The sequence below is a fragment of the Mesorhizobium sp. WSM4904 genome (assembly GCF_029674545.1).
In the GTDB taxonomy this organism is placed as follows: Bacteria; Pseudomonadota; Alphaproteobacteria; order Rhizobiales; family Rhizobiaceae; genus Mesorhizobium.
In genome coordinates, this window is sequence record NZ_CP121354.1 from 6,361,715 (window position 1) to 6,386,224 (window position 24,510).

Below are 24,510 nucleotides of genomic sequence, written 5' to 3' on the forward strand. Positions count from 1 at the left end.
AGAGCCGTCTTGCGGAGGTTCTGATGACGATCAGGCTCGTTCTCGCCGGTTGCGGCAATATGGGTTACGCCATGCTCTCGGGCTGGCTGAAGTCCGGCAAACTCGAGCCGTCGACGGTGTTCGTGGTCGAGCCCAATGCAGAATTGCGCAAGCGCGCCGAGGCACTGGGCTGCGGTGCCGCCGCCGACGCCTCAGCCATTCCGGCCGATGCCGTGCCCGACCTCGTCGTCATCGCCGTGAAGCCGCAGGTGATCCGCGACGTGACGGCGAGCTACAAGCGCTTCGGCGACGGCAGGACCACGTTCGTCAGCATCGCCGCCGGCACGCCCGTCGCCACCTTCGAGGATATCCTCGGCGACCTCGCGCCGATCGTCCGCTGCATGCCCAATACCCCGGCGGCGATCGGCAAGGGTATGATGGTGGTGTTTTCCAACCCGCTGGTTTTGGACGACGTCCGGCGCTTCGTCGCCGAGCTGCTCTCGGCGAGCGGTGTCGTGACGACGATCGACGACGAGGGCCTCATGGACGCGGTGACCGCGGTCTCCGGTTCCGGCCCGGCCTATATCTTCCATTTCATCGAGGCGCTGACGGTTGCCGCCGAGAAGGCCGGCCTGCCGGCCGACACAGCCAAGCTGCTCGCCATGCAGACCGTCTATGGCGCCGCCTCGCTCGCCGCCGAAAGCGACGAAGAGCCGGGCGTCCTGCGCCAGCAGGTCACCAGCCCCAACGGCACGACCGCCGCAGCACTTGCCGTGCTGATGGGCGAAGACCGGCTGACGAGGCTTTTGACCGACGCGGTGGAAGCGGCGCGGCTCAGGTCGATAGAGCTGGGGAAATAGCGCTCACGCCATACAGCATCTCGTCCTGCAGCTTGCGCAAGGCGTAAAGCCTGGTCGTCTTGTCGGGCACAGCGTTGTCGCTGGTCAGCAGCTCGCCCTTCCTGACAGGCTTCAGCACCTTGCCGCCTTCGAGCAGCCCGACGGGCATGGCGCGGCTGGCGCGCGCCTCGGCGGTGGTCATGGTCCAGGAGCGATAGCAGGTCTCGCCGATGGCATCGAAGGTCTCGCCTGCGGCGAGATCGCGCTTGGCGACCGCGCAGACCTCGGCCACCGGCCTCGGCAGCGGCACCATGTCGGGCTTGCCGTGGAGCATGATGCGGGCCGCGGTCAGCGGCACTTCCAGCGAGGTCAGGTGGTAGGGCCTGAAGAAGCTGTAGTAGGGGCCGTGGCCGACATGGAGATCGTCCATGCGCTCGACGACGCGCGGATGTGTGGCCTCGACGATGACGAAGACGCCTGGCGCCACGCCTTTGCCGATCGTGTAGTCGACGACGCCCTTCTTCGACAGGATGCCGCCGTCCTCGCGCGGGATGAGCACCTTGGCCAACTGGTCGCGGTCGGCCTTGGGGCCATGCATGCCCGGAACATCGGGCACCAGGCCGGTGGCGTTGGCGATGGCGCACATCTCGACCATGGTCTTCGAGCCATCGACGAACTCGACCAGCATGCGCGGGTTCATGTTCCGGCGCAGCGCCTCTTCCCGGTAGTCGTCGGGGACGGCGTCGTGGTCGAGCGGGTTGTTCTTGCCCTTGCCGGCCGAGACGATGGTGTAGCCGAGCGCCGAGGCGAACTCGATCAGCTCCATGCAGCTCGACGGCTCGTCGCCGGCGCCGACCGAATAGACGACGCCCAGCCGGTCGGCCTGCTGCTTGAGGTAACAGCCGATGGTGACGTCGGCCTCGACATTCATCATCACCAGATGCTTGCCATGCTCCATGGCCATCAGGTCGAAATCGGCTGCGACGCCGGGTTTTCCCGTGGCATCGATGACGACGTCGATCAGCGGATTGGTGACCAGCATCTCGTTCGAGGTGATGGCGATCCTGCCGCTCTCGATCGCCCGGCTGACCTTGGAGGCGGTATCGGCTTCGGCGGCCATCGCATCGTCGCCATAGGCGATGCGAATCGCGTCGCGAGCCGTGTGCGGGCGGCGCGTGGAGATGGCCGCGACCGAAATGCCCGGCATCAGCATGCCCTGCGTCACCAGGTCGGTACCCATCTCTCCGGAACCGATGACGCCGATGCGCACGGGACGGCCCTCGGCGGCGCGCCGGGCGAGATCGCGGGCAAGCCCGGTCAGGGCGACATTTGTCATACAAGAACGTCCATGCTTTGCTTTCAGCCCGCAATACAGGGAACGATCCCCGTTTGCCAACAAAACCAGCCGGTCATGGCAATTTCCGGTGCACGCCCTGCAGAATCGGGGCAGATTTTTGGCAGCGATCCGCAGCCTTCGCGGCGTTACGGACTCGGGCCTCGCAAAGCCGACTTTCCGAGGAAAAAAATGGCGAAGTCGACGCCAAGATCCAATTTTGCCGGCAAGGGGCGCCGGCTGCCGGGCGGCTTTCCCGCGAATCCCTTTACAGACCCGCAAATGGTTAACAAAACTTATGATTGCAGTCGTTTTCGGCCGAATCGGAATCCAGGCGGGCACCGTTTCTGTGCTATTTTTGCTACAACCGATCGGACTAATGGCCGGAATCCCCGCTTTTAGAGGCGCCAAAATCAATAAGCGCTCACATCCCCGAAAAATCTGTTAGATACTGGCCGAAAGCTCCGGTGGCAGGCTTGGGCAAATAAGCGCCTAGAAAAAACAATAAGGCGCGGGGATAGTCACGGGGTAGAAATGACCAGGACGGGTAAAGTTACCGTCGGCTGGCGCTTTGCGCTCGCCATGACGGCGTCTATGCTGGCTTGCGGAAGCGCCAGCGCACTCACACTCAAGGAAGCTGTAGGAGTCGCCGTCGAGTCCAATCCTGAGATTGGGCAGGCGATCGAAAACCGCGAAGCCATCGAATTCGAGCTGCGCCAGGCAAAAGGCCTCTACCTTCCCAGCGTCGATCTGGAAGCGTCGACCGGCGTTCGCCGCCTGGACAATTCTTCCCGGCGCGCGCTCGACGAACAGCACGACGCTCTCTACCCGAACGAGGCGGACCTCACTGTTTCGCAGACGCTTTATGACAGCGGGGCAAGGCGGGCCGAATTGAACCGGCAGGCCTCGCGCGTGGACGGGGCTTCCTTCAGGGTGCTGGAGCGGTCCGAATTCATCGGGCTTGCCGTCGTCCAGGACTATCTCGAATACATGCTGCAGGCGTCGATCGTCGCCGAAGCGAAGAAGAACCTCGCCTTCCATCAGTCCATACTCGGCGACATCAAGCAGGGCATCGCGGGCGGCGCGCTCAACGATGCAGACCGGCAGCAGGCCGAGGAGCGCCTTTATGCCGCCAAGGCGCGGATGCAGGAGGCAACGGAAGAACTGGAGGCGGCCAAGATCCGCTTCTTCAAGAATGTCGGCAAGCCGCTGACCAATCCGTCGCGGCCCGCCGATGTGGCCGGCGCGCTGCCGCGCTCGCTCGACGACGCGATCGGGCTCGCCCGGCAGAACAATCCACGCGTGCATATGGCCAACAGCGACATCGACGCCGCCGCATCGCTGGTCGACGCCGCGCGGGCCAAATACGGCCCCACGATCACCGCCGAGGGTGTCGCCAGGGGCGGATATGACATCGACGGCGACGATGGCGACACCAGCGACCTGCAGGCCCGGGTCGTGCTGCGCTGGAACCTCTATCGCGGCGGCATCGACAAAGCCAACGAGCAGGAGCAGATCCGCCGCACCAGCGAGCAGCGTCTAGCGCTGCATCAGGTGCTGCGCGAGATCGAGGAAGCCGTCCGCACTTCGTGGGACCGCCGCTTCCGCCAGGCGGAGCTGGCGCAGACGCTGCGGCTGCAGGCAGCCACCAACGAGAAGCTGGTTGCTTCCTACCGCGAGCAGTTCAAGGTCGGACAGCGCTCGCTGCTCGACGTGCTCGACGCGCAGAACACCCGTTTCAACACCGCAACGCTGGCCGACACCTCGTCCTATGCGTCGCTGTTTGCAGAATACCGGCTGCTGGCCGCGACCGGGCAGTTGCTCAAGACGATGAACATCCAGCCGGCCAAGCAGGCCGCGGCCTACGCGCGGACGGAATTCGGCGTGCCGGAAACGGCCGATACCGAAACCTATGCGCGGACGCCGTCGGAGCAGAAGAACGACCTGCCGTTCGACATCCTCGCACCGGTCAGGAAGAAGCAGCCGATGTAACCATCGATCTCTGGTCCTTCGGGGCGGATCGTGAACCAGCAACCTAACATCGTCTCGCCCAAGGAGGCTTTCAAAGCCTGCTTCTCGGCGATTGCAGCCTATCTCGGCCGGCCGAGCGCGGAGACCGTGCTGTTTGCCGGGGTGCCGATCTCGGAGACGCGCATCGAGCCGGACGACATCAGGCACCTCGCCGAACGCATCGGCCTCGAGACGCAGGCGTTCGGCCATCGCGATTTCGTGCGTGGCCGCGTCGATCTTCCGGCCATCGTCTTCCGTGCCAACCAGTCGCCGGTTGCGCTGCTCGCCGAGACCGAGACCGGGCAATATCTGACGGCGCCGCAGGAAAACGGCCGCACCACGATCAGCAAATCGGAACTCGCCGAGAGCTATATCAGCGGCGGCGCCTCCTTCTCGATCACCTATGCCAACACCGCCGAAGAGATGACGGTCGGCACGGCGCCGAGGATCGAAAGGCGCCATTGGCTGACCGGAACGATGGGCGCCTTCTGGCGCACCTATTCGAAGGTCGCGCTGTCGGCGATCTTCATCAACCTGTTGGCGATCGCCTCGCCGATCTTCACCATGAACGTCTACGACCGCATCCTGCCGAACAAGGCGATCTCGACGCTCTGGGTGCTGGCGCTCGGGATAGGCGCGGCCATCCTGTTCGATCTCCTGCTGAAGACGGCCCGCGCCTCGCTGATCGACTATGCCGGACGCAAGGCGGATCTCAGGATTTCCTATCTGCTGTTCGAGAAGGTGCTCAACTCGTCCTTGGCGGCGCGGCCTGGATCGACCGGCGAATACGCGAACCGGGTGACGCAATATGAATTCGTGCGCGAGTTCTTCACCTCGAACACCATCAGCGTGTTCATCGACACGGCTTTCGTCTTCGTCTTCCTGGCGGTCATCTACGCCATTGGCGGCTGGCTGGTGATCATCCCGGCCGTGGCCTTCGTTGTCGCCGTCATCGTCGGACTTGTGACGCAGCGGCGCATCGGCAAGCGGGTCGCCGCTTCCATGAACGAAGCGTCGCAGCGCCAGGCGCTTCTGGTCGAATCGATCTCCACGCTGGAGACGATCAAGTCTTTGCGCGCCGAGGCCTATCTGCTGCGCAAATGGGGCGAGCATTCGAAGAACGCGGCCAATACGTCGGAAAAGATCAAGGAGCTTTCGGCCGCCGCCGGCAACATCACGGGCGCCATCCAGCAACTCGTGACCGTCGCTCTGGTGGTTGCCGGCGCCTACGCCTTCTCGGAAGGCCAAGTCTCGACGGGCGCGATCATCGGCACCGTCATGCTGGCGGGCCGGGCGGTCGCGCCGCTCGGCCAGATCGCCATCACGCTCTCCCGCTTCCGGCAGGCCATGCTGTCGCTGAGGATCGTCAACACGATCATGTCGCAGCCGGAGGACCGGCCCGACACGGTCGGCTTCGTCAACCGGCCGATCCGCAGCGGCGCGATGCTGTTCAAGAATGTCGGCTTCGCCTATCCGGGCACCGAAAACGAGGTGCTGAGCGGGCTCAACATTGCCGTCAGGCCGGGCGAGCGGATCGGCATCATCGGCCGCATCGGCTCCGGCAAGACCACGATGGGGCGACTGGTCGGCCGGCTCTTCCTGCCGACTTCCGGAGAGCTGCTGCTCGATGGCATCGACATCCGCCAATACCACCCGTCGGAAGTCCGCGCCGCGGTCGGCATCGTGGCGCAGGCCGGCGACCTGTTTTCCGGCACCATCAAGGAAAACCTTCTGATGGCCGCTCCGGAGGCGACCGACGAGGAGATCATCGATGCCGCGAAAGCCGCGGGCGTCGACGACTTCGTCTCGCGGCATCCGCGCGGCTACGACATGAATGTCGGCGAGCGGGGCACCAATCTGTCGGGCGGCCAGAGGCAAGCGGTGGCGATCGCGCGACTGCTTCTGACCAAGCCGAAAATCGTCTTCCTGGACGAGCCGTCGGGTTCGATGGACCTCGCCTCGGAACGGCAATTGATCAAACAGCTCAAGGTCGCGTTCGACCGCAACACGACGCTGATCGTGTCGACCCATCGCTACAGCATGCTGGAGCTGGTCGACCGCCTCATCGTCATCGAGCAGGGCCGCGTGGTCGCGGACGGAGCGAAGGAACAAGTCATCCAGGCATTGCAAAAGGCGAATGCCTGACTGGGGCGCGTTGGGGAATGTTTGCAAGGGAAGATCGGCCGCCGCTTTTCGCATCGGCGTCCGTCTACATCATAGGGGCACTGTTCGTGGCCTTCACCGCCTGGGCATCCTTTGCCGAGGTCGACGAGATCGCGCGCGGCGACGGCAAGGTCATTCCCGCCTCCAAGACGCAGATCATCCAGGCGACCGAGGCCGGCGTGGTCCAGGAGATCGCCGTCAAGATCGGCCAGACCGTCAAGAAGAACGACCTGATCATCCGGCTCGACAACTCCGGGAATACATCGAGCCTTGGCGAGGAGCAGGCCAAGGCGCGGGCGCTGCAGGCGCGCATCGCGCGGCTGAAGTATGAGCAGAGCGGCAATGTCGAGGGGTCGTTTCCCTGTCCGGCGGAGATCCAGAAGGTCGCGCCGGAAATCTGCGACAACGAGCAGAAGCTGCTGGTCGCCCGCCGCGAGAATTTCGAGGTGAAGCTGTCGGTGCTCAAGTCGCGTCTCGATCAGCGCGAGAAGGAGCTGGACGAAGCAACCGCCAATTCCGATCGCCTGTCCAAGAGCCTCGCCGTCAGCGATCAGGAAACGGCGCTGGTCGAATCGATGGTCAAGAAGGGGCTGATGGCCAAGACCGAGCAGATCCGCGTCGAGCGCGAGCAGGCCGACCTGCACGGACAGCTCAACCTCGCGGGCGAGACGATCAAGAAGACGCAGGCGGCGATCACCGAGGCGCAGCTCCAGGTCAACGAACTCGGCCTGCAGCTGCAGCAGGAGGCGTTGAGCGACCTGACGCAGGCGCTGGCCGACCTGTCGGTGGTGGACGAAACCATCCGCGGCGCCACCGACAAAGTGGCGAGGACCGACATACGCTCGCCTGTCGACGGCATCGTCAACACGCTCGATGTCAACACGCTCGGCTCCTTCGTGCAGCCCGGCGCGGTGGTGGCCGGCATCGTGCCGACATCGGAGACCTTGCTTGTCGAGGCGCGGGTCTCGCCGCGCGACGTCGCCTTCATCCAGCCGGACCAGGACGCGCTGATCAAGGTCACGGCGTATGATTTTTCGATCTTCGGCGGTATCGAAGGCAAGGTCTCCAACATCACCGCCGACAGCCTTGTCGACCAGAAGACGGGCGAGCCCTATTACCAGGTGCGCGTCGCGACCGAGAAATCCACGCTGCAAAGGAACGGCAAGACCTACTCGATCATCCCCGGCATGATCTGCTCGGTCGACATCAAGACCGGACGCAAGACGATCCTCAACTATCTTTTGAAGCCTATCAACAAGGCGCGTCAGGAGGCGATGAGTGAGCGATAGCGCCGCCCGCCCCGACGCTCCGCGCGAACGGCTGCTGCCGTCGCTCGCGGCCGAGGATTTCGGCCCTGAGTTCCGGGTCGTGGCGCGTGGCGGCGTGCGCCGCGGCATCCGGCTGGAGCGCGCCTTCTGGGTGTCGCTGAAGCAGATGGCCGAAAGCCGCAAATGCACGATCGGCATGCTGGTCGAAGAGATTGCCGAAAATCATCCCGACCAGGGCAACCTCACCTCGGCGATCCGGGTCGCGTGCATGCGGGGCCTCGCCGAGGAAAGCATGGAATTGCGCAAGCTCGCCTCGATCCGGACGATCAACGCGATCCTGGTCGCCTGCCCCTCGCCCGCCTTCGCGCTGTCGTCGTCGAAGAAGATCCTGACGTTCAACGCGCCGTTCCAGCAATTGGTCAGGCGGCAATTGCCGAACGCACCGGGCGACGACGGCAGGCAGGACCTCAAGCTGGCACTTGACCTCAACGTCACCGACATCTTCGCCCGCCTCGATGCCAACAGCGAGACGCCCGTCACCACGGGCTTCGTCATCGGCGCCGGCGAGCGCCGCTACCGCGGCCAGCTCAGCGCCGTGCGCGCGCCGGTTGCCGAGCCGGAGCTTTTGATGGCGTTCGTCTTCAACGGGTAGGTCGCAAGCGCAGCATTTGACGACGCGGACGGTGTTGCGTTGGCAGATCGTATGCGCCGGAGATTAGCCGGGACGCCTGTCACTTCGTCATCCTCGGGCGGAGCGAGGAGCGAAGCGACGCGACGCAGACCCGAGGCCCATGCCGTTACATTAACGCTCTGCCAACGGTGCAGAATTCTGCTCCGTTGCACACTTCGGCGAATGTCACGGCATGGATCCTTGGGTCTTCGCTCCGCTTCGCATCGCTACGCCCGACGATGACGACGTTGGAAGGGCTTCGGCCAATCGCGAAGGTTCCAGGGTATTATCCTTGAATAGTTTAACCGACAAGCGACCTAATTCGCACCAGGACTGGAACTCGCTGGCATCACCGCCACCTCAGGCGAAGCGCCCTCGCCCGGCGCGACCGTGTCGAAGCCGCCGGCGATATCGGCGATCTGCGCGCCCGACTTCGATCCGTGGATCCAGGCGCGATCGGTGCTGAAGGAGTAGAGCGGAACGTAGTCGGGCAGGTCGCTATCCATCGCCACGTTGTTGCTGAGGCTGTCCAGGATGAAGGTGCCGCTTCCCGTGCTCACCGACAGCACGGCATGAAAGAATTTCCGGCGGCGGTCCTGCAGCACGACGAGCGACATGCTCCGCGCCGGGATGCCGGCGCGGAGCAGCGCCGCCATCTTCAATATGGCGAAATCCTCGCAATCGCCGGCACGATGTTCGAGGATTTCCGACGGCTTCGCCCAGTAGTCGAGCTTGCCGTAGACGACGCTGTCCCTGCGATAGGCGATCAGCCGGTTGATGCTGCTGTTGACGAAGGCCAGCTTGTCGCGGAAGCCCTTGCTGCCGGCAATGTCGATGATCTCGCCAAACGCAGCGTTCTCACGATCGCAGAGACTTCCGGCCGTGCAGTCGACGATGGCCTTGTAGACAGGAGCCCAACGCGCGGCGACCGGGAAGTTGTGCATGGACAAGGCCACCGAGCCGAACACGCCGGGGATGATCGCCCCAGTCTGGATCGGGTCAACCTGGCTCGGGTCGATGCCACCGCCCGAAGAACCCGCCGCCGGGTAAGCGTCGAGGGGTCCGTAAGCGCCGACGACGCCGGTTATCCGGTAGGCGGCGGCCGGCTGCCAGGGCTGCGGCCTGCTCAGCGAAACGCCGCCGAGAATGGCTGGCGCAAACACCGTCTGAGGGGTCGGATTTGCCAGGGAGATCGTGCTGGCGGATGACTGATTCGCCACCCCCGCGAAGCCAATGGCCAGCAGCAGAACCTTGATCCCCGACACCCCCGGGGCAGTCTTTTGTATTTTCATAACGCCCACCTTTGACTGTGGACGCTACCAATCTTGTCTCAAATTATCGGAAAGGAAGGTGGGAAAATTTCCGCGAATCAATCTATTCTGTTTTCTATCAAATTTTATTCAAATTTATACTTCTATTTACCAAACCTGATTCGCGCTCCGAAATTGATCCGGCGCGGTTTCGGAGAATACATAACTGCATATATCATGCGGATTTACCAAGTGTAAAAAATGCAAATCTCTACATATTCGAGTATATGAAATAAGTTGAAGCTCTGTTGCAAAGTTCGGGCCTCGCATGTCTCTTTCCGGGAAATGCCGAAGGGGGCTTGAGCTATGACGACCAGTATCGAATTCGACGCCGTTTCCAATTCCTGGGACGACCACTCGACCGTTGGCGAACATCCGATCCCGGCGGGCGTGCAAGTCGCCCAGGCCGCCAGCGGCCAGCCCGCGGGCGAGCCGGTGCCGGTCGATGTCGGCAAAGGCGCGCCGGCACAGGGCGCCGACAATGCACAGGGTGCGAACAAGCCGGCGGCGGACGCCAATGCTCCTGCCGCAAACGCGCCGGCGGCGAATGCCGCGGCCTCGAACGTTCCGCATGAATATCACGCCGACGCCGGCAATGTCGTGAAGCTTCCGGCCAATGTGTCGATCGACAACATCAAGGTCGAAGGGCACAACCTCGTGCTGCAGCAGCCCGACGGATCCGAGATCGTCATCAAGGACGGCGCGCTGAACGTGCCGACCTTCATCATCGGCGATGTCGAGGTGCCGCGCGTCGCCCTAATCGCCGCTCTTGAAGCGAGCCATGTCGATGTCGCCTTTGGCGCCGACGGCTCGATCTCGGCCGGCGGAAACGGCTCGCCGAGCAGCGCCGGCGGCAATTTCGAGCATCCCGCAGGCGGGATCGGCGACGGCTTCGGCCTGACCTCGCTGCTGCCGCCGACGGACCTGGCGTTCGGCCAGCCGGACCATCGCGAGCTGTTCCCGGGCCTTCTGCCCGACTCGACGCCGTCGATCATCGACCTGACGCCAGAGGCCGGCGGCGGCGACACCATCGTCAATGAAAAAGGCCTGCCGGAAGGTTCCGGCGAGGTGGCGGCGCCGGGCGTCGACGGCGACCCCTCCGAACACAACACGGGCACCTTCACTATCTCCTCCCCCGACGGGGTCGGCTCGCTGACCATCGCCGGCCAGGTGATTTCGGGCGCCGCCCTTGCCAACAGCGCGTCGACGCCGATCGAAATCACCACGCCGCTCGGCAACACGCTGACCATCAACGGCTACGACGCCGCGACCGGCCAGGTGAGCTACAGCTACACGCTGGAGCATGGCAAGACCCACCCCGGCGCAGGCACCGATTCCATTTTCGACAACATGACGGTGACGGTCACCGACACCGATGGCGACGTCTCCGCTCCCGGCACGCTGTCGGTGCGGATCGTCGATGATGTTCCGACGGCGCATAACGACAGCGCCACGCAGGCGAGCGAGAACGCAGCCGTGACGGTGGACGTGTTCGCCAACGACGTGCCCGGCGCGGACGGCGTCAACATCGCCGATCCGACCAAGGTGAGCCTGGTGGCGAACTCGCTGACCGGCTCCGGAGCGGTCACCTACAACAATGACGGCACCTTCACCTACACGCCGGCCGCCGGCGAACAGGGCACGGTGACGTTCCAGTACCAGATCGTCGACGGCGACGGCGACCCGTCGGTGGCGACGGTGACGATCAACCTGCTGAACGACTCGACGCCGACGATCGAGATCGGCGCGGGCTCCGACACCAGCGTCAACGAAGCGGGCCTTCCGGCGCGCGGCATCGAGCCTGCGGGCTCGGACGAAATCGCCGACAACAACGGCACCAACAACAGCGACCCGAGCGAGACCGCGACAGGTTCGCTCAACATCACCACGGGCGGCGACACGATCGGCCACCTCTATGTGACCGACAAGAACAACGTCCAGATCGAGGTGACCAATGCGGCCGGCGGCATCCTGGTGCACGGCCAGTACGGCGACCTGACCATCACCGGCACGCCGGCGACCGGCTACACCTATTCCTACACGCTGCTCGACAACACCTCGGGCAACGGCACCCATGACGACTTCGCGGTGCAGGTCGTGGACTCCGACGGCGATCCCGCCTCCACCACGCTCACCATCGACATCGTCAACGACGTGCCGCATGCAGCGAACGACAGCGCCACGCAGGCGAGCGAGAACGCAGCCGTGACGGTGAACGTGTCCGCCAACGACGTGCCCGGCGCGGACGGCGTCAACGTCGCCGATGCGACCAAGGTCAGCCTGGTGGCGAACTCGCTGACCGGCTCCGGAGCGGTGACCTACAACAATGACGGCACCTTCACCTACACGCCGGCCGCCGGCGAACAGGGCACGGTGACGTTCCAGTACCAGATCGTCGACGGCGACGGCGACCCGTCGGTGGCGACGGTGACGATCAACCTGCTGAAAGATTCGACGCCCACCATCGATGTGACGCCCGACAATCCCGACGTGTCCGGCCACAGCGCGGCGAACGAAGCCGGCCTTCCGCCGCATGACGGCCTGCCGGCGGGCTCGGGCGAGACCGCCGACGGCGACGGCGCCAACAACAGCGACACCAGCGAGACGACGACGGGCGCGCTGACGATCACCACTGGCAGCGACACGATCAGCCACCTCTATCTGACCGACAAGGACAACAACCAGGTCGATGTGACCAATGGCGGCCTGGTGCATGGCCAGTACGGCGACCTGACCATCACCGGCACGCCGGCGACCGGCTACACCTATTCCTACACGCTGCTCGACAGCACCTCTGGTAACGGCACCCATGACGACTTCGCCGTCCAGGTCGTGGACTCCGACGGCGATCCCGCCTCCGCCACGCTCACCATCGACATCGTCAACGACGTGCCGACGGCGTATGCCGATAACGGCAACGTCAACGAAGGTGCTTTGCTCACAGTGACGGCGGCGGCCGGCGTGCTGTCGAACGACGTGGCCGGCGCCGACGGCTTTGCCATCGGCGGCGGCGTGGTCGGCGTGCGCCTGGCGAACGGCGACACCACGACCGCGGTCACCACCGGCGCCGGCACCGACATCGCCGGCCTGCACGGCACGCTGCATCTCAACGCCGACGGCTCCTACACCTACCAGTCGACGGCCAACGCCATCTCCTCGGCGACCACCGACGTGTTCGTCTACACCATCAAGGACGGCGACGGCGACCTGTCGACCACCACGCTGACCATCAACCTGGCGGATGCCGGGCTGGTCGCGCCGGCCGACAACGACGCCACCGTCAACGAGGCCGCGCTCGACACCACAACCACCGGCGCCGACCTGACGCACGGAACCGTGACCGGCTCGCTGCCGAACCTGGCGACCGAGACCGATGCCTCAAACCAGCTCAACGCATCGGGCGGCGTCGGCGCGCTCACCTACACGGCGCAGACCATCGTCGGCACCTACGGCACCATCCAGATCAACGCCGACGGCAGCTACGTCTACACGCTGACCAGCAATCACCTCAACGCGCAGGCCAATGACGGCGTCCAGACCATCTCGGGCCTGGAGAACTTCACCTACACGGTCACCGACAGCGTCGGCAACACAACCACCGGCACCATCACCGTCAACATCGTCGACGACGTGCCGACGGCGTATGCCGACATCAACGCCGTCACGGAAGGTGCTTTGCTCACGGTGACGGCGGCGGCCGGCGTGCTGTCGAACGACGTGGCCGGCGCCGACGGCTTTGCCATCGGCGGCGGCGTGGTCGGCGTGCGCGCGGCGAACGGCGACACCACGACCGCGGTGACCACCGGCGCCGGCACCGACATCGCCGGCCTGCACGGCACGCTGCATCTCAACGCCGACGGCTCCTACACCTACCAGTCGACGGCCAACGCCATCTCCTCGGCGACCACCGACACGTTCGTCTACACCATCAAGGACGGCGACGGCGACCTGTCGACCACCACGCTGACCATCAACCTGGCGGATGCCGGGCTGGTCGCGCCGGCCGACAACGACGCCACCGTCAACGAGGCCGCGCTCGACACCACAACCACCGGCGCCGACCTGACGCACGGAACCGTGACCGGCTCGCTGCCGAACCTGGCGACCGAGACCGACGCGAGCAACCAGCTCAACGCCTCGGGCGGCGTCGGCGCGCTCACCTACACGGCGCAGACCATCGTCGGCACCTACGGCACCATCCAGATCAACGCCGACGGCAGCTACGTCTACACGCTGACCAGCAATCACCTCAACGCGCAGGCCAATGACGGCGCCCAGACCATCTCGGGCCTGGAGAACTTCACCTATACGGTCACCGACAGCGTCGGCAACACAACCACCGGCACCATCACCGTCAACATCGTCGACGACGTGCCGACGGCGTATGCCGATACCGGCAACGTCAACGAAGGTGCGCTACTCACCGTGCTCGCGGCGGCCGGCGTTCTGGTCAATGATGTCCGCGGCGCGGACGGCGCCACCATCGACGGCGTGCGGGCCGCAGGAGGCGACACAACGACAGCGGTAAGCGGCGGCGTCAACACCGATATTATCGGTCTGCACGGCACGCTGCACCTCAACGCCGACGGCTCCTACACCTACCAGTCGACAGCCAACGCCATCTCCTCGGCGACCACCGACGTGTTCGTCTACACCATCAAGGACGGCGACGGCGACCTGTCGACCACCACGCTGACCATCAACCTGGCGGATGCCGGGCTGGTCGCGCCGGCCGACAACGACGCCACCGTCAACGAGGCCGCGCTCGACACCACAACCACCGGCGCCGACCTGACGCACGGAACCGTGACCGGCTCGCTGCCGAACCTGGCGACCGAGACCGATGCCTCAAACCAGCTCAACGCCTCGGGCGGCGTCGGCGCGCTCACCTACACGGCGCAGACCATCGTCGGCACCTACGGCACCATCCAGATCAACGCCGACGGCAGCTACGTCTACACGCTGACCAGCAATCACCTCAACGCGCAGGCCAATGACGGCGCCCAGACCATCTCGGGCCTGGAGAACTTCACCTATACGGTCACCGACAGCGTCGGCAACACAACCACCGGCACCATCACCGTCAACATCGTCGACGACGTGCCGACGGCGTATGCCGATACCGGCAACGTCAACGAAGGTGCGCTACTCACCGTGCTCGCGGCGGCCGGCGTTCTGGTCAATGATGTCCGCGGCGCGGACGGTGCCACCATCGACGGCGTGCGGGCCGCAGGAGGCGACACAACGACAGCGGTAAGCGGCGGCGTCAACACCGATATTATCGGTCTGCACGGCACGCTGCACCTCAACGCCGACGGCTCGTATACCTATCAATCGACGGCGCACAGCATCAACGCAAACACGACCGACGTCTTCGTCTACACGATCAAGGACGGTGACGGCGACCTGTCGACGACGACCCTGACCATCAACCTGACGGACGTCAACGATCCGCCGGTCGTCGCGAACACCGAGAACTGGATGTCGAGTGACCCGTCACAGCAGACGGGCACGCCCAGTTATCCTGACGGCTACCCGCTGCTGGTCAATGTCCCGACCGACGCCGACGGCGACAACCTCGTCGTCACCGCGACCGGCGCGATCCCTGCCGGCGTGTTCTACTTCAACGGCACGAGCTATGTCGCGCTGACCACCGGCACGGTGCTCTACGATCCGTCGAGTGGCATCAACCTGCTGGACGACCTAGTCTACCGGCCCACGGCGACGCAGAACGACACGGTCAATACCAATCTTTCGCTCGACGTCTATGACGGCACGGTCCATGTCAATCAGACGGTCGGTATCCATGAAGTACCGCCGACCAGCCTGCCCAGCGACACCTCGCAGATCGGCAATGGCAATAGCCCGCTGACCTCGGGCAACGATCAGGTTGCAACGCTCCACCTGTCGCAGGCGACTGTAAATGCGATCACGGCCGATCCGCACGGCTCGACCATTGTTGTCTATACTGATTTCCAGGAATCGCCGTTCAATACGCCAATTCCAGTGAGCGAGCGGAATCCGGGCGTTTATGGCGATAGCAGCGCAGGCTCGCACCGCGAACAGGAAGTGCAGGTAGAGGTGAGAATCGGCACGGACCGTTTTGCGATCGTCGAGGACGACACAAGTCCAGGCACGTTCGAGCAGAGCTGGTTCTACGATCCGACGACCGGTTTGATGAAGGCCACCGTCGACTACGACCACATCTACTTGCTCGACGCCAGCGGCAATGCGACGAGCACGACGCTTGCTGCCTACCTGATCACGCATCCGCCGTCGGTCAACGATACCTGGACGCTGTCCTATTTCGACAACAATGGCGGCAACTACCAGGCGCGTACCGTCAACTTCTCGTTCTTCTCGCATGATCCGGGCGATCCCGGAATCACGGTGAATGGCGGCGCTACGGCCGACCAGATCTACGGCACATCCGGCGTGGATCACCTCTATGGCAATGGCGGCAACGACGTCATCATCGGCCGAGGCGGCAACGACATCATCGACGGCGGAGCCGGCAACGACCTTCTCATCGGCGGCGCAGGGGCGGACACGCTCACCGGCGGCACCGGCGCCGACACGTTCAAGCTCGACCACCTCGAACTGAACATCAAGGATCTCATCACCGACTACCATAGTGGCGAAGGAGACAAGATCGACCTGACCGCGCTGTTCGAGACGGCGCCTGCCGGCAACATCAGCGACTACGTGCACTATACCAACGGCACTGTGAGCGTCGACGCCAACGGCACGACCGGCGGTGCCAATTTCGTGGACGTGGCGCAACTCACGAACCCGCCTGCCACCATCACGATACTTTACGATGACAGCACGCATACACAGCACACAACCACGATTTAATGCTTATACGCAGCCACACTCCCATGCTATGCATAAGCAACGCATGAATTCGCAATTCGAAGAGGGGCTTACATGAGACATTCCGCAAGACTTTTGGCATCAGTCACGGCGCTGCTCTTGGCTGGATCGACCGGCTTTGCCGCCGACATCATCGGCGAGCCGGCGGTGAACTATTGCCGCACCGTCGGCACCTCCGACCTGGTGCTGACCGACAACATGGTCGAGCTCAAGGACAGGGTGGTGAAGCTGATGGACGACTCGATAGCCGTCGCCAACAGTCCGGAATGGATCAACTCGTCGCGTCCGGCCTTCGTCTGGGCGTCGGAAGCCAAGGTCGCCTGCGGCAAGGCCTATGGCTACCTCAAGACGAACTACAAGGACGAGGACTACCTCAACAAATGCGAGTGCTTCCACGACCGCATGGTCGAGTACATGCACTGAGCTGACGGGCGCGCCGACCGGCTGCGATGATGGACATGGGAGCCTGGGCGGGGGCGAGTGTTTTCGCGCGCCCGGCGTTCGGCTTCGTGCATGCCGACGCGGCGCCGCAAACTGGTTTCCGGCGCAGGTGCCCGTTGGCCTTGGCACTCGCTTTTGTCGTTGCCGCGGCCGGCTGCCAGTCGAAGAGCGGCGCGTCGGACGTGCTCGACCCTTCCGCGATCGCCGCGCCGGCAAGCCAGGCCGGCAGCACCACCACCACGGCGCCCGCGCAGCTGACCGCCACCTCCGCCGCCGCGCCGAAGGGCAATCTGACGCTCGGCAGCGGCCCGACCAAAATCACCATGCTTTTGCCGCTGTCGGCCCCGGGAAGCGCCGGCGAGGACGGCCGGAAGATGTATGACGCCGCAAGGCTCGCGATGACCGATCTCGGCGACAAGCTGTTGACGCTGACGATCGAGGACACGCGCGGCGACAGCGGTTATGCCAAGGATCTGGCGGTGAAGGCGATCACCTCGGGTGGCGCGAAGGCGATCATCGGGCCGGACGAGCTCGCGGCGGCGCAGCACCTCGCCAAGCTCTCCGGCACGCAGCGGCCGCCGGTGCTGGCGCTGGCCGACAATTTCGCCGGCGGCCCCGGCGTCTATTCGGTGCGGCTGAGCGAGGCCGACAGCGCGGCCGCGGGCGCGGCAGCGGTGGCCGGCAAAGGCGCCAGGAAATTCGTGCTCCTGGTGCCGGCGGGTTCGAATGCCGGCGCGATCGAGGCCCGTGTCGGCAACGCGCTCAGCATCTATGGCGCGGCGCTTGCCGTCACGCTGCCCTATTCGGCGTCGGACGGCGCCAAGGTGGTGTCCGACATGGGCTCGCTGGTCGAGGCGCCCGACGCCGTGATCGTGGCCGGCGGCGACGGCAGCCCGATGCCCGTGCTTGCGGCGTTGAAGGCGAAAGGCATTCCCGGCAAGGCCGTGACGCTGATCGGCACCGACCGCTGGCTGGAGCGGCCGATCGATCCGCTCTACGAGGGCGCCTATATCGCGACGCTCGACCAGGGCGAGACCGGGCCGATCGCCGACCGCTTCAAGGCGACCTACAATTACCAGCCCGACGTCAACGTCGCCTACGCCTACGACATGGTGGCGCTGTCGGCCGGCATTGCGAGCTCGGTCGGCCCGAACGGTTTTTCCAAGCAGGTGTTGGAGAACGCAAGCGGCTTCCGCGGCTCGACCGGCCTGTTCCGCTTCCGCGCCGACGGCTCGAGCCAAAGATCGATGCCGTTCTTCAGGATCGAAAAGGGCAAGCTGAAGCTGGTGGAGAAGCAGACCTCGGGGTTTTGAATTTCACTGGAGGCGGGGTTCGGTGGATTTTCTTAAGAAGCTTCTCATTCTGGCCGTCGTCGGGGCGGTGGGAGCCGGTGCCGTCGCGCTCATGGAACGGCTGATGTTCGAGGCACCAACACCTGCCGTATCCGGCGAGCCGCCATCTATCATCCCGAAGAAGCCGGCGCGGCAATGGAAATGGCGCCTGACATAGTTGCCGATTTTGCTCGGACTTGTGCCTTTGCGCGCAACCTCAGTGGGCATCCATGTTTGGTACGAGCGAACGTCGTGCCTTGAAGGAAAACGTCGCCAAGAATCAAATGGCCTCAGCCACGTTTCGTGCTTGTTGAGAGCCATCCCGCGAGCATCCAAATGATGGGCGTTGCTAGCATGGATGCGTAGCCGTCAATAGCGTAGTGCCAAGCTAGGTGCACAGCACCCAGTTGGGTCATGATTAGGAAGGCAACGCCAATCCATCGCAATATACCGCCAAAACGCCAGAGGAAGACTGCGTTCAACATGGCTATGGCAACATGCATTGAAGGGAAGGCCGAAATCCCGCTACCCATACGGGGACCGTCTGATGCTGCATTAGTGAGAAGCATGTTCTGTGCGTATAGAGCCCATACAGGGTAGACGTTATTCGTAGCCTTGAGGTAATCCATAAGCGGAGCAAAGGTGCCGTCACCGAAGAACGGCATGACGAAGGCTGGGCCGACCGAGGCAAATATTGTCGCTGCGACATTTCCGAGGATGGCCCACGTCAGAACAAAAGCCACCAGATAGCGAGAGCGGAGGCGATCATTGCCCACGGAGAATATTACACAAAATAAAACCACAAACATAAATACAAACCAAAGGTTATAAAAGAAATTAATTGTAAATGTCGCGGCTCCTATTCCCAATACCGGGTGAAATACCCTCCAAGCATCGGTACCGAAATTTATGAACCTGTCAATTTCAACTAGCTTTTGATCGAAGTAAAATGGGACTATTCTGTTTATTCCTTCCTTCATACTTGTAAAAATCGAGAAAAATATCGGGAACACAATTAAAACCGGAACACCCCTTATTATTCGTTCGCCAAGTTGATATTTTGCAAGCTTCGCCTTAATTTCTGGAAATATCCGTTCCGGCCTGCTCAGCATTACGCGGATAGAAATAATCGAAAACAAGACGACTGCTACAGCGCATCCAAAAACCCAGAAACCCTGATTGTAAAGCTTCACGTCTATGGGGATTCCCCAATGTTCGGCTGCGATAACCGCAAGGAGTATGTAAGTCGCGATCGCGATGTAGAAGGAGTTGTTCGCGCGCCAGGCGGCTACGCTACCGCCATGAAGTATAGCCTCTGTCGTCGGCATTTTGATCAGGTCCGGCTTAACTTGGCAGGACGCGCTGTCGCGGTCCGTCACACATGAGCATATACGCTATTCGTGAGCAGCAGCACTATCGTGCAGATCGCAGCGAGCGAGATTGGCACCCCGAACGGTACGACACCCTTACGGTCCAGGTGCTGAACGTAAACGCGGAAAGCCCCCTCGGGCAGCATAAAAGGATATTTTATGACCGCAGCAGTGGCGAGCGCAAACAGCAGGAGCAAAATCGAGAAGAAAGCAAGGCCAGGGCCTCCAATCACGAATGGAATAATCGCCATCAGTTTCACGTCGCCAGCGCCCAGCTTCCGCAGAGCCCAGAGCGGAAAGAGAACGACAAACAGCAGCAATGCGGCGATAGCGCTTAATCCCATGTCCCACCACGATCCCGCCTGAACGGACATCAGTTGTAAGGAACCGAGGCCTAGGCAAAGCAGCATCAGGACGTCGCGGTTCGATATTTTCTGGGTCGTGAAGTCGAGCCAGGCAATCCTTCCGAGCAGGGGAACGGAAAGCATCTTGAAGAAGAGCGATACCGCGAGCAGAAGGCTCATGACCGCTCGATGTTCCGCACGCTGGACGATAGCAGCTTCAGATTGTTGGCCACGGTCGGATCGTTGGGCGCGAGCTCGTAGGCCTTGAGGAAATTATCACGCGCTTCCTGCAGCTTGCCGCGCAGCAGATAGGAGTAGCCGAGATTGTTGTAATATTCCGGCGTCGCGCCAAGCAAACGATAGGCGCGGCCGTAGGCGAGGTCGGCAAGGTCGAAGCGCCGGATGCGATCGCACGAGGCGGCAAGACCCAGCCAGGCGACGCCGTCATTGGGCGCCAGCCGTGTGGCCTTGTAGAACAGGGCGCCGGCGTTGCCGTAGTTCTCGGAACGGAACTGGGTCTTGGCCTCGGTGACCGCCTGGTCCGATGCATAGTAGTCGACGTCGCTGATCGTCTTCAGCCCGTCGAAGGCGTCGCCAAAGGCGGTGTAGTCGCCTTTGGCGGGCTCGTTGGTGCGAACGACACCGCCGGTGGAGTCATTCGTCTGGCAACCTGCAAGGAAGATAAGCAGCAGGCTGGCCGCGACTGCGATGCGCTTTGGCCGTGTCATTGTGTGTCCCACGAGTCCCCGACTCTGTTTAGAAACTAATCATATGACGAGTTAGAAGAAAATGCCTTTCATGCGAATGATCACCGGCAGCATGACCACCATCAGCACAACCGGGAAGATGCACAGGCCCAGTGGGATCATCATCTTGACCGGTAGCGCATTGGCCTGCTCTTCCGCGCGCATGATCCTCTGGTTACGCATTTCGTCGCTATAGACGCGCAACGCCTCGGTGAGGCTCGTGCCGAGCTCCTCCGATTGACGAAACAGCACCGCAAGGGCCTTCGCCTCATCAAGGCCGATGCGATCCGCCAATTCGCGCAGCGCCTCGCGCAACGGTTTGCCGGCGCGCAGCTGTAGATTCATGATAGAAAGCTGAATGCCGAGCCATTTGTGGGTGCCGGCGAGTTCGTTGCCAACTCGATCAACCGCGGCCTCCAGGCTCATGCCTGCATCGGCGCAGGTAATCATCATGTCCATAAAGTCAGGAAAGCCGCGCCGGTAGATCTGCTTTTGAGTATTCTCAAAGCGATCGAGCATGATACTTGGGATGACGATGCAGCCCAGACCGATCAGAGCCGCCCCGGCAAAGGCGAATACACTCGGCAGTCGAGGTGGCAGCAAGTGGGAAAACAAAGCGTAGCTGACGAGAAAGCCAATGCATACTGCGCCCAGACGCGAGATCGTATAGATGATTGGCGCACTCGGCTGGTGGAAGCCGGCGCGGAAGAGTTTTGCCTCAAGAGCATTGGGTTCACCGCGCTCTTTCTCGATAGCACGGAAGTAAGCGTCGACAGGACGCTGGGCCGACAACTTATTAATTTCCTGTTGCGCCGTCAGCGAGCGGCGACTTGTTATCCCCTCCGACAAAAGGCTTTCAGCGATCCGCTTTCTCGTCTGGAGAACCGGTGCCAGTACCAGGGCGATCAGGAGGAAAAGCGTGCCCGCCGCCAAAAATATGGCGAGGGATAGTAACATCGGCGAATTTCCAAGATCGTTCAGCAAGCCGATGACCCAGTCCTAGAAATCGAAATTGACCATGCGGTACATGATGTAGTCACCCAATAGCGCCCAGGCTCCGAAGAGCAGGAACACCGGCATAATGAGCGGACTGTTCCAAACGTCGCCATAATAGCTCGGGGCAATTCCCAACAGGATGAGGAACATCAGCACCGGAAAGAGTGAGATGATCCATGCCGACATCCGACCCTCGGCCGACAAGGCCCTGATCTTCAGTCGAAGCTTGCGCCGCTCGCGCAAGACCGACGCCAGGTTGGACAGGATTTCAGTGAGATTGCCACCGGTCTTTGCCTGAATGGAAAGTGACACGGACAGAAGGTGCAATCCCTCGAAGCCGACACGCTCTGATAACTTTCGCACGGCCTGCTCAAGGCTGAGGCCAAACGAGATCTCATCCGAGACAATGCCGAATTCGGTTCCAAGCGGATCCGGCATTTCACGTGCCACGAGCCCGATCGCCACGGTTGTCGGATGACCGGCGCGAAGGGAGCGCACGATCATGTCGAGCGCGTCAGGAAGCTGGCTGGCGAATTTGGCAATCCGCTTGTCTCTAGCTCGCCGCAGCACGAGGAAAGGCAAAGCGAATGCAACAAACAGGAAGACGAGACCCGCGAAGGAAGTCGAGAAATCCAGGAGAAGTGTGGCGACCAAGGCTAGCACGAGCCCCGCCAACAAGAAGACTGCCGCAAAACTGATCGGATTGCCAGTTATACCGGACTGTGTGTAAAGGCGATTGAGGGCTACGGCGCCAAAGGCAAAATCGCCCGATGACGTCAAACCACGCTCCTGGAGAAGCCCTTGCAGGCTCCGTTCCGCCGGAGCATCCTCGCCCATAACTTGAAGGCGGCGGTTTATTATGCCTGCTCTTGCGCGCGTCCCCGCAACCGAGACGTACATAACCTCAACGGCGAGAATGACCGAGGCAGCGGCTAGCACGTAGACCAGATAAAGCAGCGTTTGGCCGGAAATCATCAGAGCGGCACCTGCGGATTGAAGGCGTCCTTGGCGAAATGATGCCCCAGGGTCGCGACTTCTGTCGCAAAACGCGGCCGAACCCCGGTGGCGCGAAACTCGCCGATGATCGTGCCGTCTGAGGCAATATCGCGCCGAACGAAATGATAGATTTCCTGCAACTGGACGACGTTGCCTTCCATGCCGGTAATCTCGGAAATCGAAACCACTCGTCGTCCGCCATCGGAAAGGCGCTGTGTTTGCACGATAATGTCGATGGCCGAGGCGATCTGAGCCCGGATCGAGTCGTTGGTCATCGGCATGCCAGCCATGCCGACCATCTGCTCGAGGCGAGAGATCGCATCTCTCGGCGTGTTGGCGTGAATGGTCGTCATCGAGCCTTCATGGCCGGTGTTCATGGCCTGCAGCATGTCGAACGCTTCCTCGCCGCGCACCTCGCCGACGATGATGCGGTCCGGACGCATGCGCAGCGCGTTCTTCAACAACTCACGCTGACGGACCTCACCTTTGCCCTCGATATTAGGAGGGCGAGTCTCCAATCGGCCAACATGCGGCTGCTGCAATTGCAGTTCCGCGGCGTCCTCGATGGTAACCAGGCGCTCCCTGCTGGGAATGTAGCTGGACAAGGCATTCAGCAGCGTGGTTTTGCCGCTGCCGGTACCGCCCGAGACCAGGATCGATTTGCGCGACTGCACCGCGATCCGCAGCAGTTCGACCATCGGCGGGCGGATCGAGTTGAACGCGATCAGCCGTTCCAGCGAATAGGGATGCTTGGAGAACTTGCGGATCGAGACCAGCGGACCATCGACCGAGATCGGCCGCACGGCGATGTTGACGCGAGAACCGTCGTCGAGGCGCGCATCAACCATCGGCGCCGATTCGTCGACACGCCTGCCGATATTCGAGACGATCTTGTTGACGATCCGAAGCAGATGCGCCTCATCGCGGAAACGGATCGCCGTTTCTTCCAATACACCGCGGCGCTCGATAAACACATGCTTGTGCGTATTAATCAGGATGTCGGCGATCGAATCGTCCTTGAGTAGAGGCTCAATCGGTCCGAGCCCCAGCATCTCGTCCGCCGTGTCGCTGGTCAGCTGGTCGAGCTCTCGCGCGTTGAGCGGAGTGTTTCGGCCACGGACGAATTCACGCACGATCGGCCGGATCTCGTTCAGGATCTCGTCCTTGGAAGCATTTTCAAGGGCGGTCAGATTGAACCTGTCTATGAGATGACGATGCAGGTCGACCTTGAGCGACAGGAAATCGTCCGAGACCGGCTCGGCCTGGACTGGCTGCACGACCGCCGCGCCATTGGCTATCAAGGGCGCCTGTTGCGGCGCGCGCTGCTCACCCTGCCCTTTGATGAAGCGACCCAACATGCCGCTGCCCCTTTGCGATTTCCCCGACATCGAAACTAAGCGTTAACCACATGGGGCACAAGCGGCGCGGAGGACACACTGGACTTATTACTTGCGACATAGTTAAGAAGTTGCGATCCGGGAAATCGTTTTATTTTGCCGCGCGCCACGAGCACAGACTAAAGTCCTAGGACCTTTGGCGCCACCCGGCCGATTATCCCGGTAAGCCATTTAATATAAACGGATATGTCATACCTCTAATGTTGTAGCCACTAGGGCACGGGCGCGGCCGAATTGTGAATGAATGGTTAAGATCACTTGAAAACCGAAACGAATCAAGCTGTTGTCAAAAATGAAAGAGCTTCAAATCGAGTATTGAAAGGTTAAGGGACTGTTAATCCGTTTGACTCGGCTTTTTTGCGGGACAAGGATTGAAAGTGACGGGGGATGCTTGGGTATGGGGTTCATCCTTAGGCTCGTCTCGTCGGGTTCAAACCTCCA

At 62.3% G+C, this 24,510-nt stretch carries 17 protein-coding genes; 9 read left to right on the top strand and 8 right to left on the bottom strand.

What is annotated here, in order from left to right; genetic code table 11:
- The first annotated feature begins 23 nt into the window (after nucleotides 1-23).
- Nucleotides 24-839 carry a pyrroline-5-carboxylate reductase gene (gene proC / locus QAZ47_RS30745; RefSeq protein ID WP_278204681.1) on the top strand — a complete coding sequence of 272 codons (816 nt, stop codon included), beginning with the start codon at nucleotides 24-26 and terminating at the stop codon, nucleotides 837-839.
- Here the strand turns inward: proC and QAZ47_RS30750 are convergent.
- Nucleotides 814-2,154 (bottom strand): NAD(P)H-dependent oxidoreductase, encoded by a 1,341-nt coding sequence (locus QAZ47_RS30750; RefSeq protein ID WP_278231891.1) that lies wholly within the window; start codon nucleotides 2,152-2,154, stop codon nucleotides 814-816. The two genes, proC and QAZ47_RS30750, sit on opposite strands and share 26 nt — an antisense overlap.
- Nucleotides 2,155-2,685: 531 nt before the next feature.
- Between QAZ47_RS30750 and QAZ47_RS30755 the strand changes: the two genes are divergently transcribed.
- The 4 genes from QAZ47_RS30755 to QAZ47_RS30770 are packed head-to-tail and all read left to right on the top strand — an operon-like array spanning nucleotide 2,686 to nucleotide 8,244.
- The gene (locus tag QAZ47_RS30755; protein WP_278231892.1) at nucleotides 2,686-4,143 is read left to right on the top strand and encodes a TolC family protein; all 1,458 of its coding nucleotides are present in this window, start codon (nucleotides 2,686-2,688) and stop codon (nucleotides 4,141-4,143) included.
- 30 nt (nucleotides 4,144-4,173) lie between these two features.
- The gene (locus QAZ47_RS30760; protein WP_278231893.1) at nucleotides 4,174-6,306 is read left to right on the top strand and encodes a type I secretion system permease/ATPase; all 2,133 of its coding nucleotides are present in this window, start codon (nucleotides 4,174-4,176) and stop codon (nucleotides 6,304-6,306) included.
- A gap of 17 nt (nucleotides 6,307-6,323) precedes the next feature.
- Nucleotides 6,324-7,613, top strand: a complete 1,290-nt coding sequence (locus tag QAZ47_RS30765) for an HlyD family type I secretion periplasmic adaptor subunit (protein ID WP_278204686.1) — start codon at nucleotides 6,324-6,326, stop codon at nucleotides 7,611-7,613.
- Nucleotides 7,603-8,244 (top strand): ribbon-helix-helix domain-containing protein, encoded by a 642-nt coding sequence (locus QAZ47_RS30770; protein WP_278204687.1) that lies wholly within the window; start codon nucleotides 7,603-7,605, stop codon nucleotides 8,242-8,244. The genes QAZ47_RS30765 and QAZ47_RS30770 overlap by 11 nt, the downstream gene beginning before the upstream one ends.
- A 335-nt stretch (nucleotides 8,245-8,579) precedes the next feature.
- Here QAZ47_RS30770 and QAZ47_RS30775 read toward each other — a convergent pair whose 3' ends face one another.
- The gene (locus QAZ47_RS30775) at nucleotides 8,580-9,554 is read right to left on the bottom strand and encodes a transglutaminase-like cysteine peptidase (protein ID WP_278231894.1); all 975 of its coding nucleotides are present in this window, start codon (nucleotides 9,552-9,554) and stop codon (nucleotides 8,580-8,582) included.
- Between the two features lie 324 nt (nucleotides 9,555-9,878).
- Here QAZ47_RS30775 and QAZ47_RS30780 point away from each other — a divergent pair, with 324 nt between their 5' ends.
- The 4 genes from QAZ47_RS30780 (at nucleotide 9,879) to QAZ47_RS30795 (ending at nucleotide 18,398) form a co-directional block, all read left to right on the top strand.
- Nucleotides 9,879-16,430, top strand: coding sequence for a tandem-95 repeat protein (locus QAZ47_RS30780; RefSeq protein WP_278231895.1), 6,552 nt, complete (start codon nucleotides 9,879-9,881; stop codon nucleotides 16,428-16,430).
- A gap of 72 nt (nucleotides 16,431-16,502) precedes the next feature.
- Nucleotides 16,503-16,871: a hypothetical protein gene (locus tag QAZ47_RS30785; protein ID WP_278204690.1), complete on the top strand. Its 369-nt coding sequence runs from the start codon at nucleotides 16,503-16,505 to the stop codon at nucleotides 16,869-16,871.
- A 140-nt stretch (nucleotides 16,872-17,011) separates the two neighbouring features.
- Nucleotides 17,012-18,202: an ABC transporter substrate-binding protein gene (locus QAZ47_RS30790; RefSeq protein ID WP_347567170.1), complete on the top strand. Its 1,191-nt coding sequence runs from the start codon at nucleotides 17,012-17,014 to the stop codon at nucleotides 18,200-18,202.
- A 22-nt stretch (nucleotides 18,203-18,224) separates the two neighbouring features.
- Nucleotides 18,225-18,398, top strand: coding sequence for a hypothetical protein (locus QAZ47_RS30795; RefSeq protein ID WP_278231897.1), 174 nt, complete (start codon nucleotides 18,225-18,227; stop codon nucleotides 18,396-18,398).
- A 112-nt stretch (nucleotides 18,399-18,510) separates the two neighbouring features.
- On the opposite strand, the gene QAZ47_RS30800 is transcribed toward QAZ47_RS30795, so the two are convergent.
- From QAZ47_RS30800 to QAZ47_RS30825, 6 genes are read right to left on the bottom strand one after another with little or no spacing between them, the layout of a single operon-like run.
- Nucleotides 18,511-19,548, bottom strand: coding sequence for a phosphatase PAP2 family protein (locus QAZ47_RS30800; RefSeq protein WP_278231898.1), 1,038 nt, complete (start codon nucleotides 19,546-19,548; stop codon nucleotides 18,511-18,513).
- A 47-nt stretch (nucleotides 19,549-19,595) separates the two neighbouring features.
- On the bottom strand, nucleotides 19,596-20,114 hold the full coding sequence (locus QAZ47_RS30805; RefSeq protein WP_278231899.1) for a prepilin peptidase: 519 nt from the start codon (nucleotides 20,112-20,114) through the stop codon (nucleotides 19,596-19,598).
- Nucleotides 20,111-20,662 carry a tetratricopeptide repeat protein gene (locus QAZ47_RS30810; protein WP_278231900.1) on the bottom strand — a complete coding sequence of 184 codons (552 nt, stop codon included), beginning with the start codon at nucleotides 20,660-20,662 and terminating at the stop codon, nucleotides 20,111-20,113. The genes QAZ47_RS30805 and QAZ47_RS30810 overlap by 4 nt, the downstream gene beginning before the upstream one ends.
- A gap of 51 nt (nucleotides 20,663-20,713) precedes the next feature.
- Nucleotides 20,714-21,637, bottom strand: a complete 924-nt coding sequence (locus QAZ47_RS30815) for a type II secretion system F family protein (protein WP_278233913.1) — start codon at nucleotides 21,635-21,637, stop codon at nucleotides 20,714-20,716.
- A 42-nt stretch (nucleotides 21,638-21,679) separates the two neighbouring features.
- Nucleotides 21,680-22,651: a type II secretion system F family protein gene (locus QAZ47_RS30820; RefSeq protein WP_278231901.1), complete on the bottom strand. Its 972-nt coding sequence runs from the start codon at nucleotides 22,649-22,651 to the stop codon at nucleotides 21,680-21,682.
- Nucleotides 22,651-24,030, bottom strand: a complete 1,380-nt coding sequence (locus tag QAZ47_RS30825) for a CpaF family protein (protein ID WP_278231902.1) — start codon at nucleotides 24,028-24,030, stop codon at nucleotides 22,651-22,653. The genes QAZ47_RS30820 and QAZ47_RS30825 overlap by 1 nt, the downstream gene beginning before the upstream one ends.
- Nucleotides 24,031-24,510 lie beyond the last annotated feature (480 nt).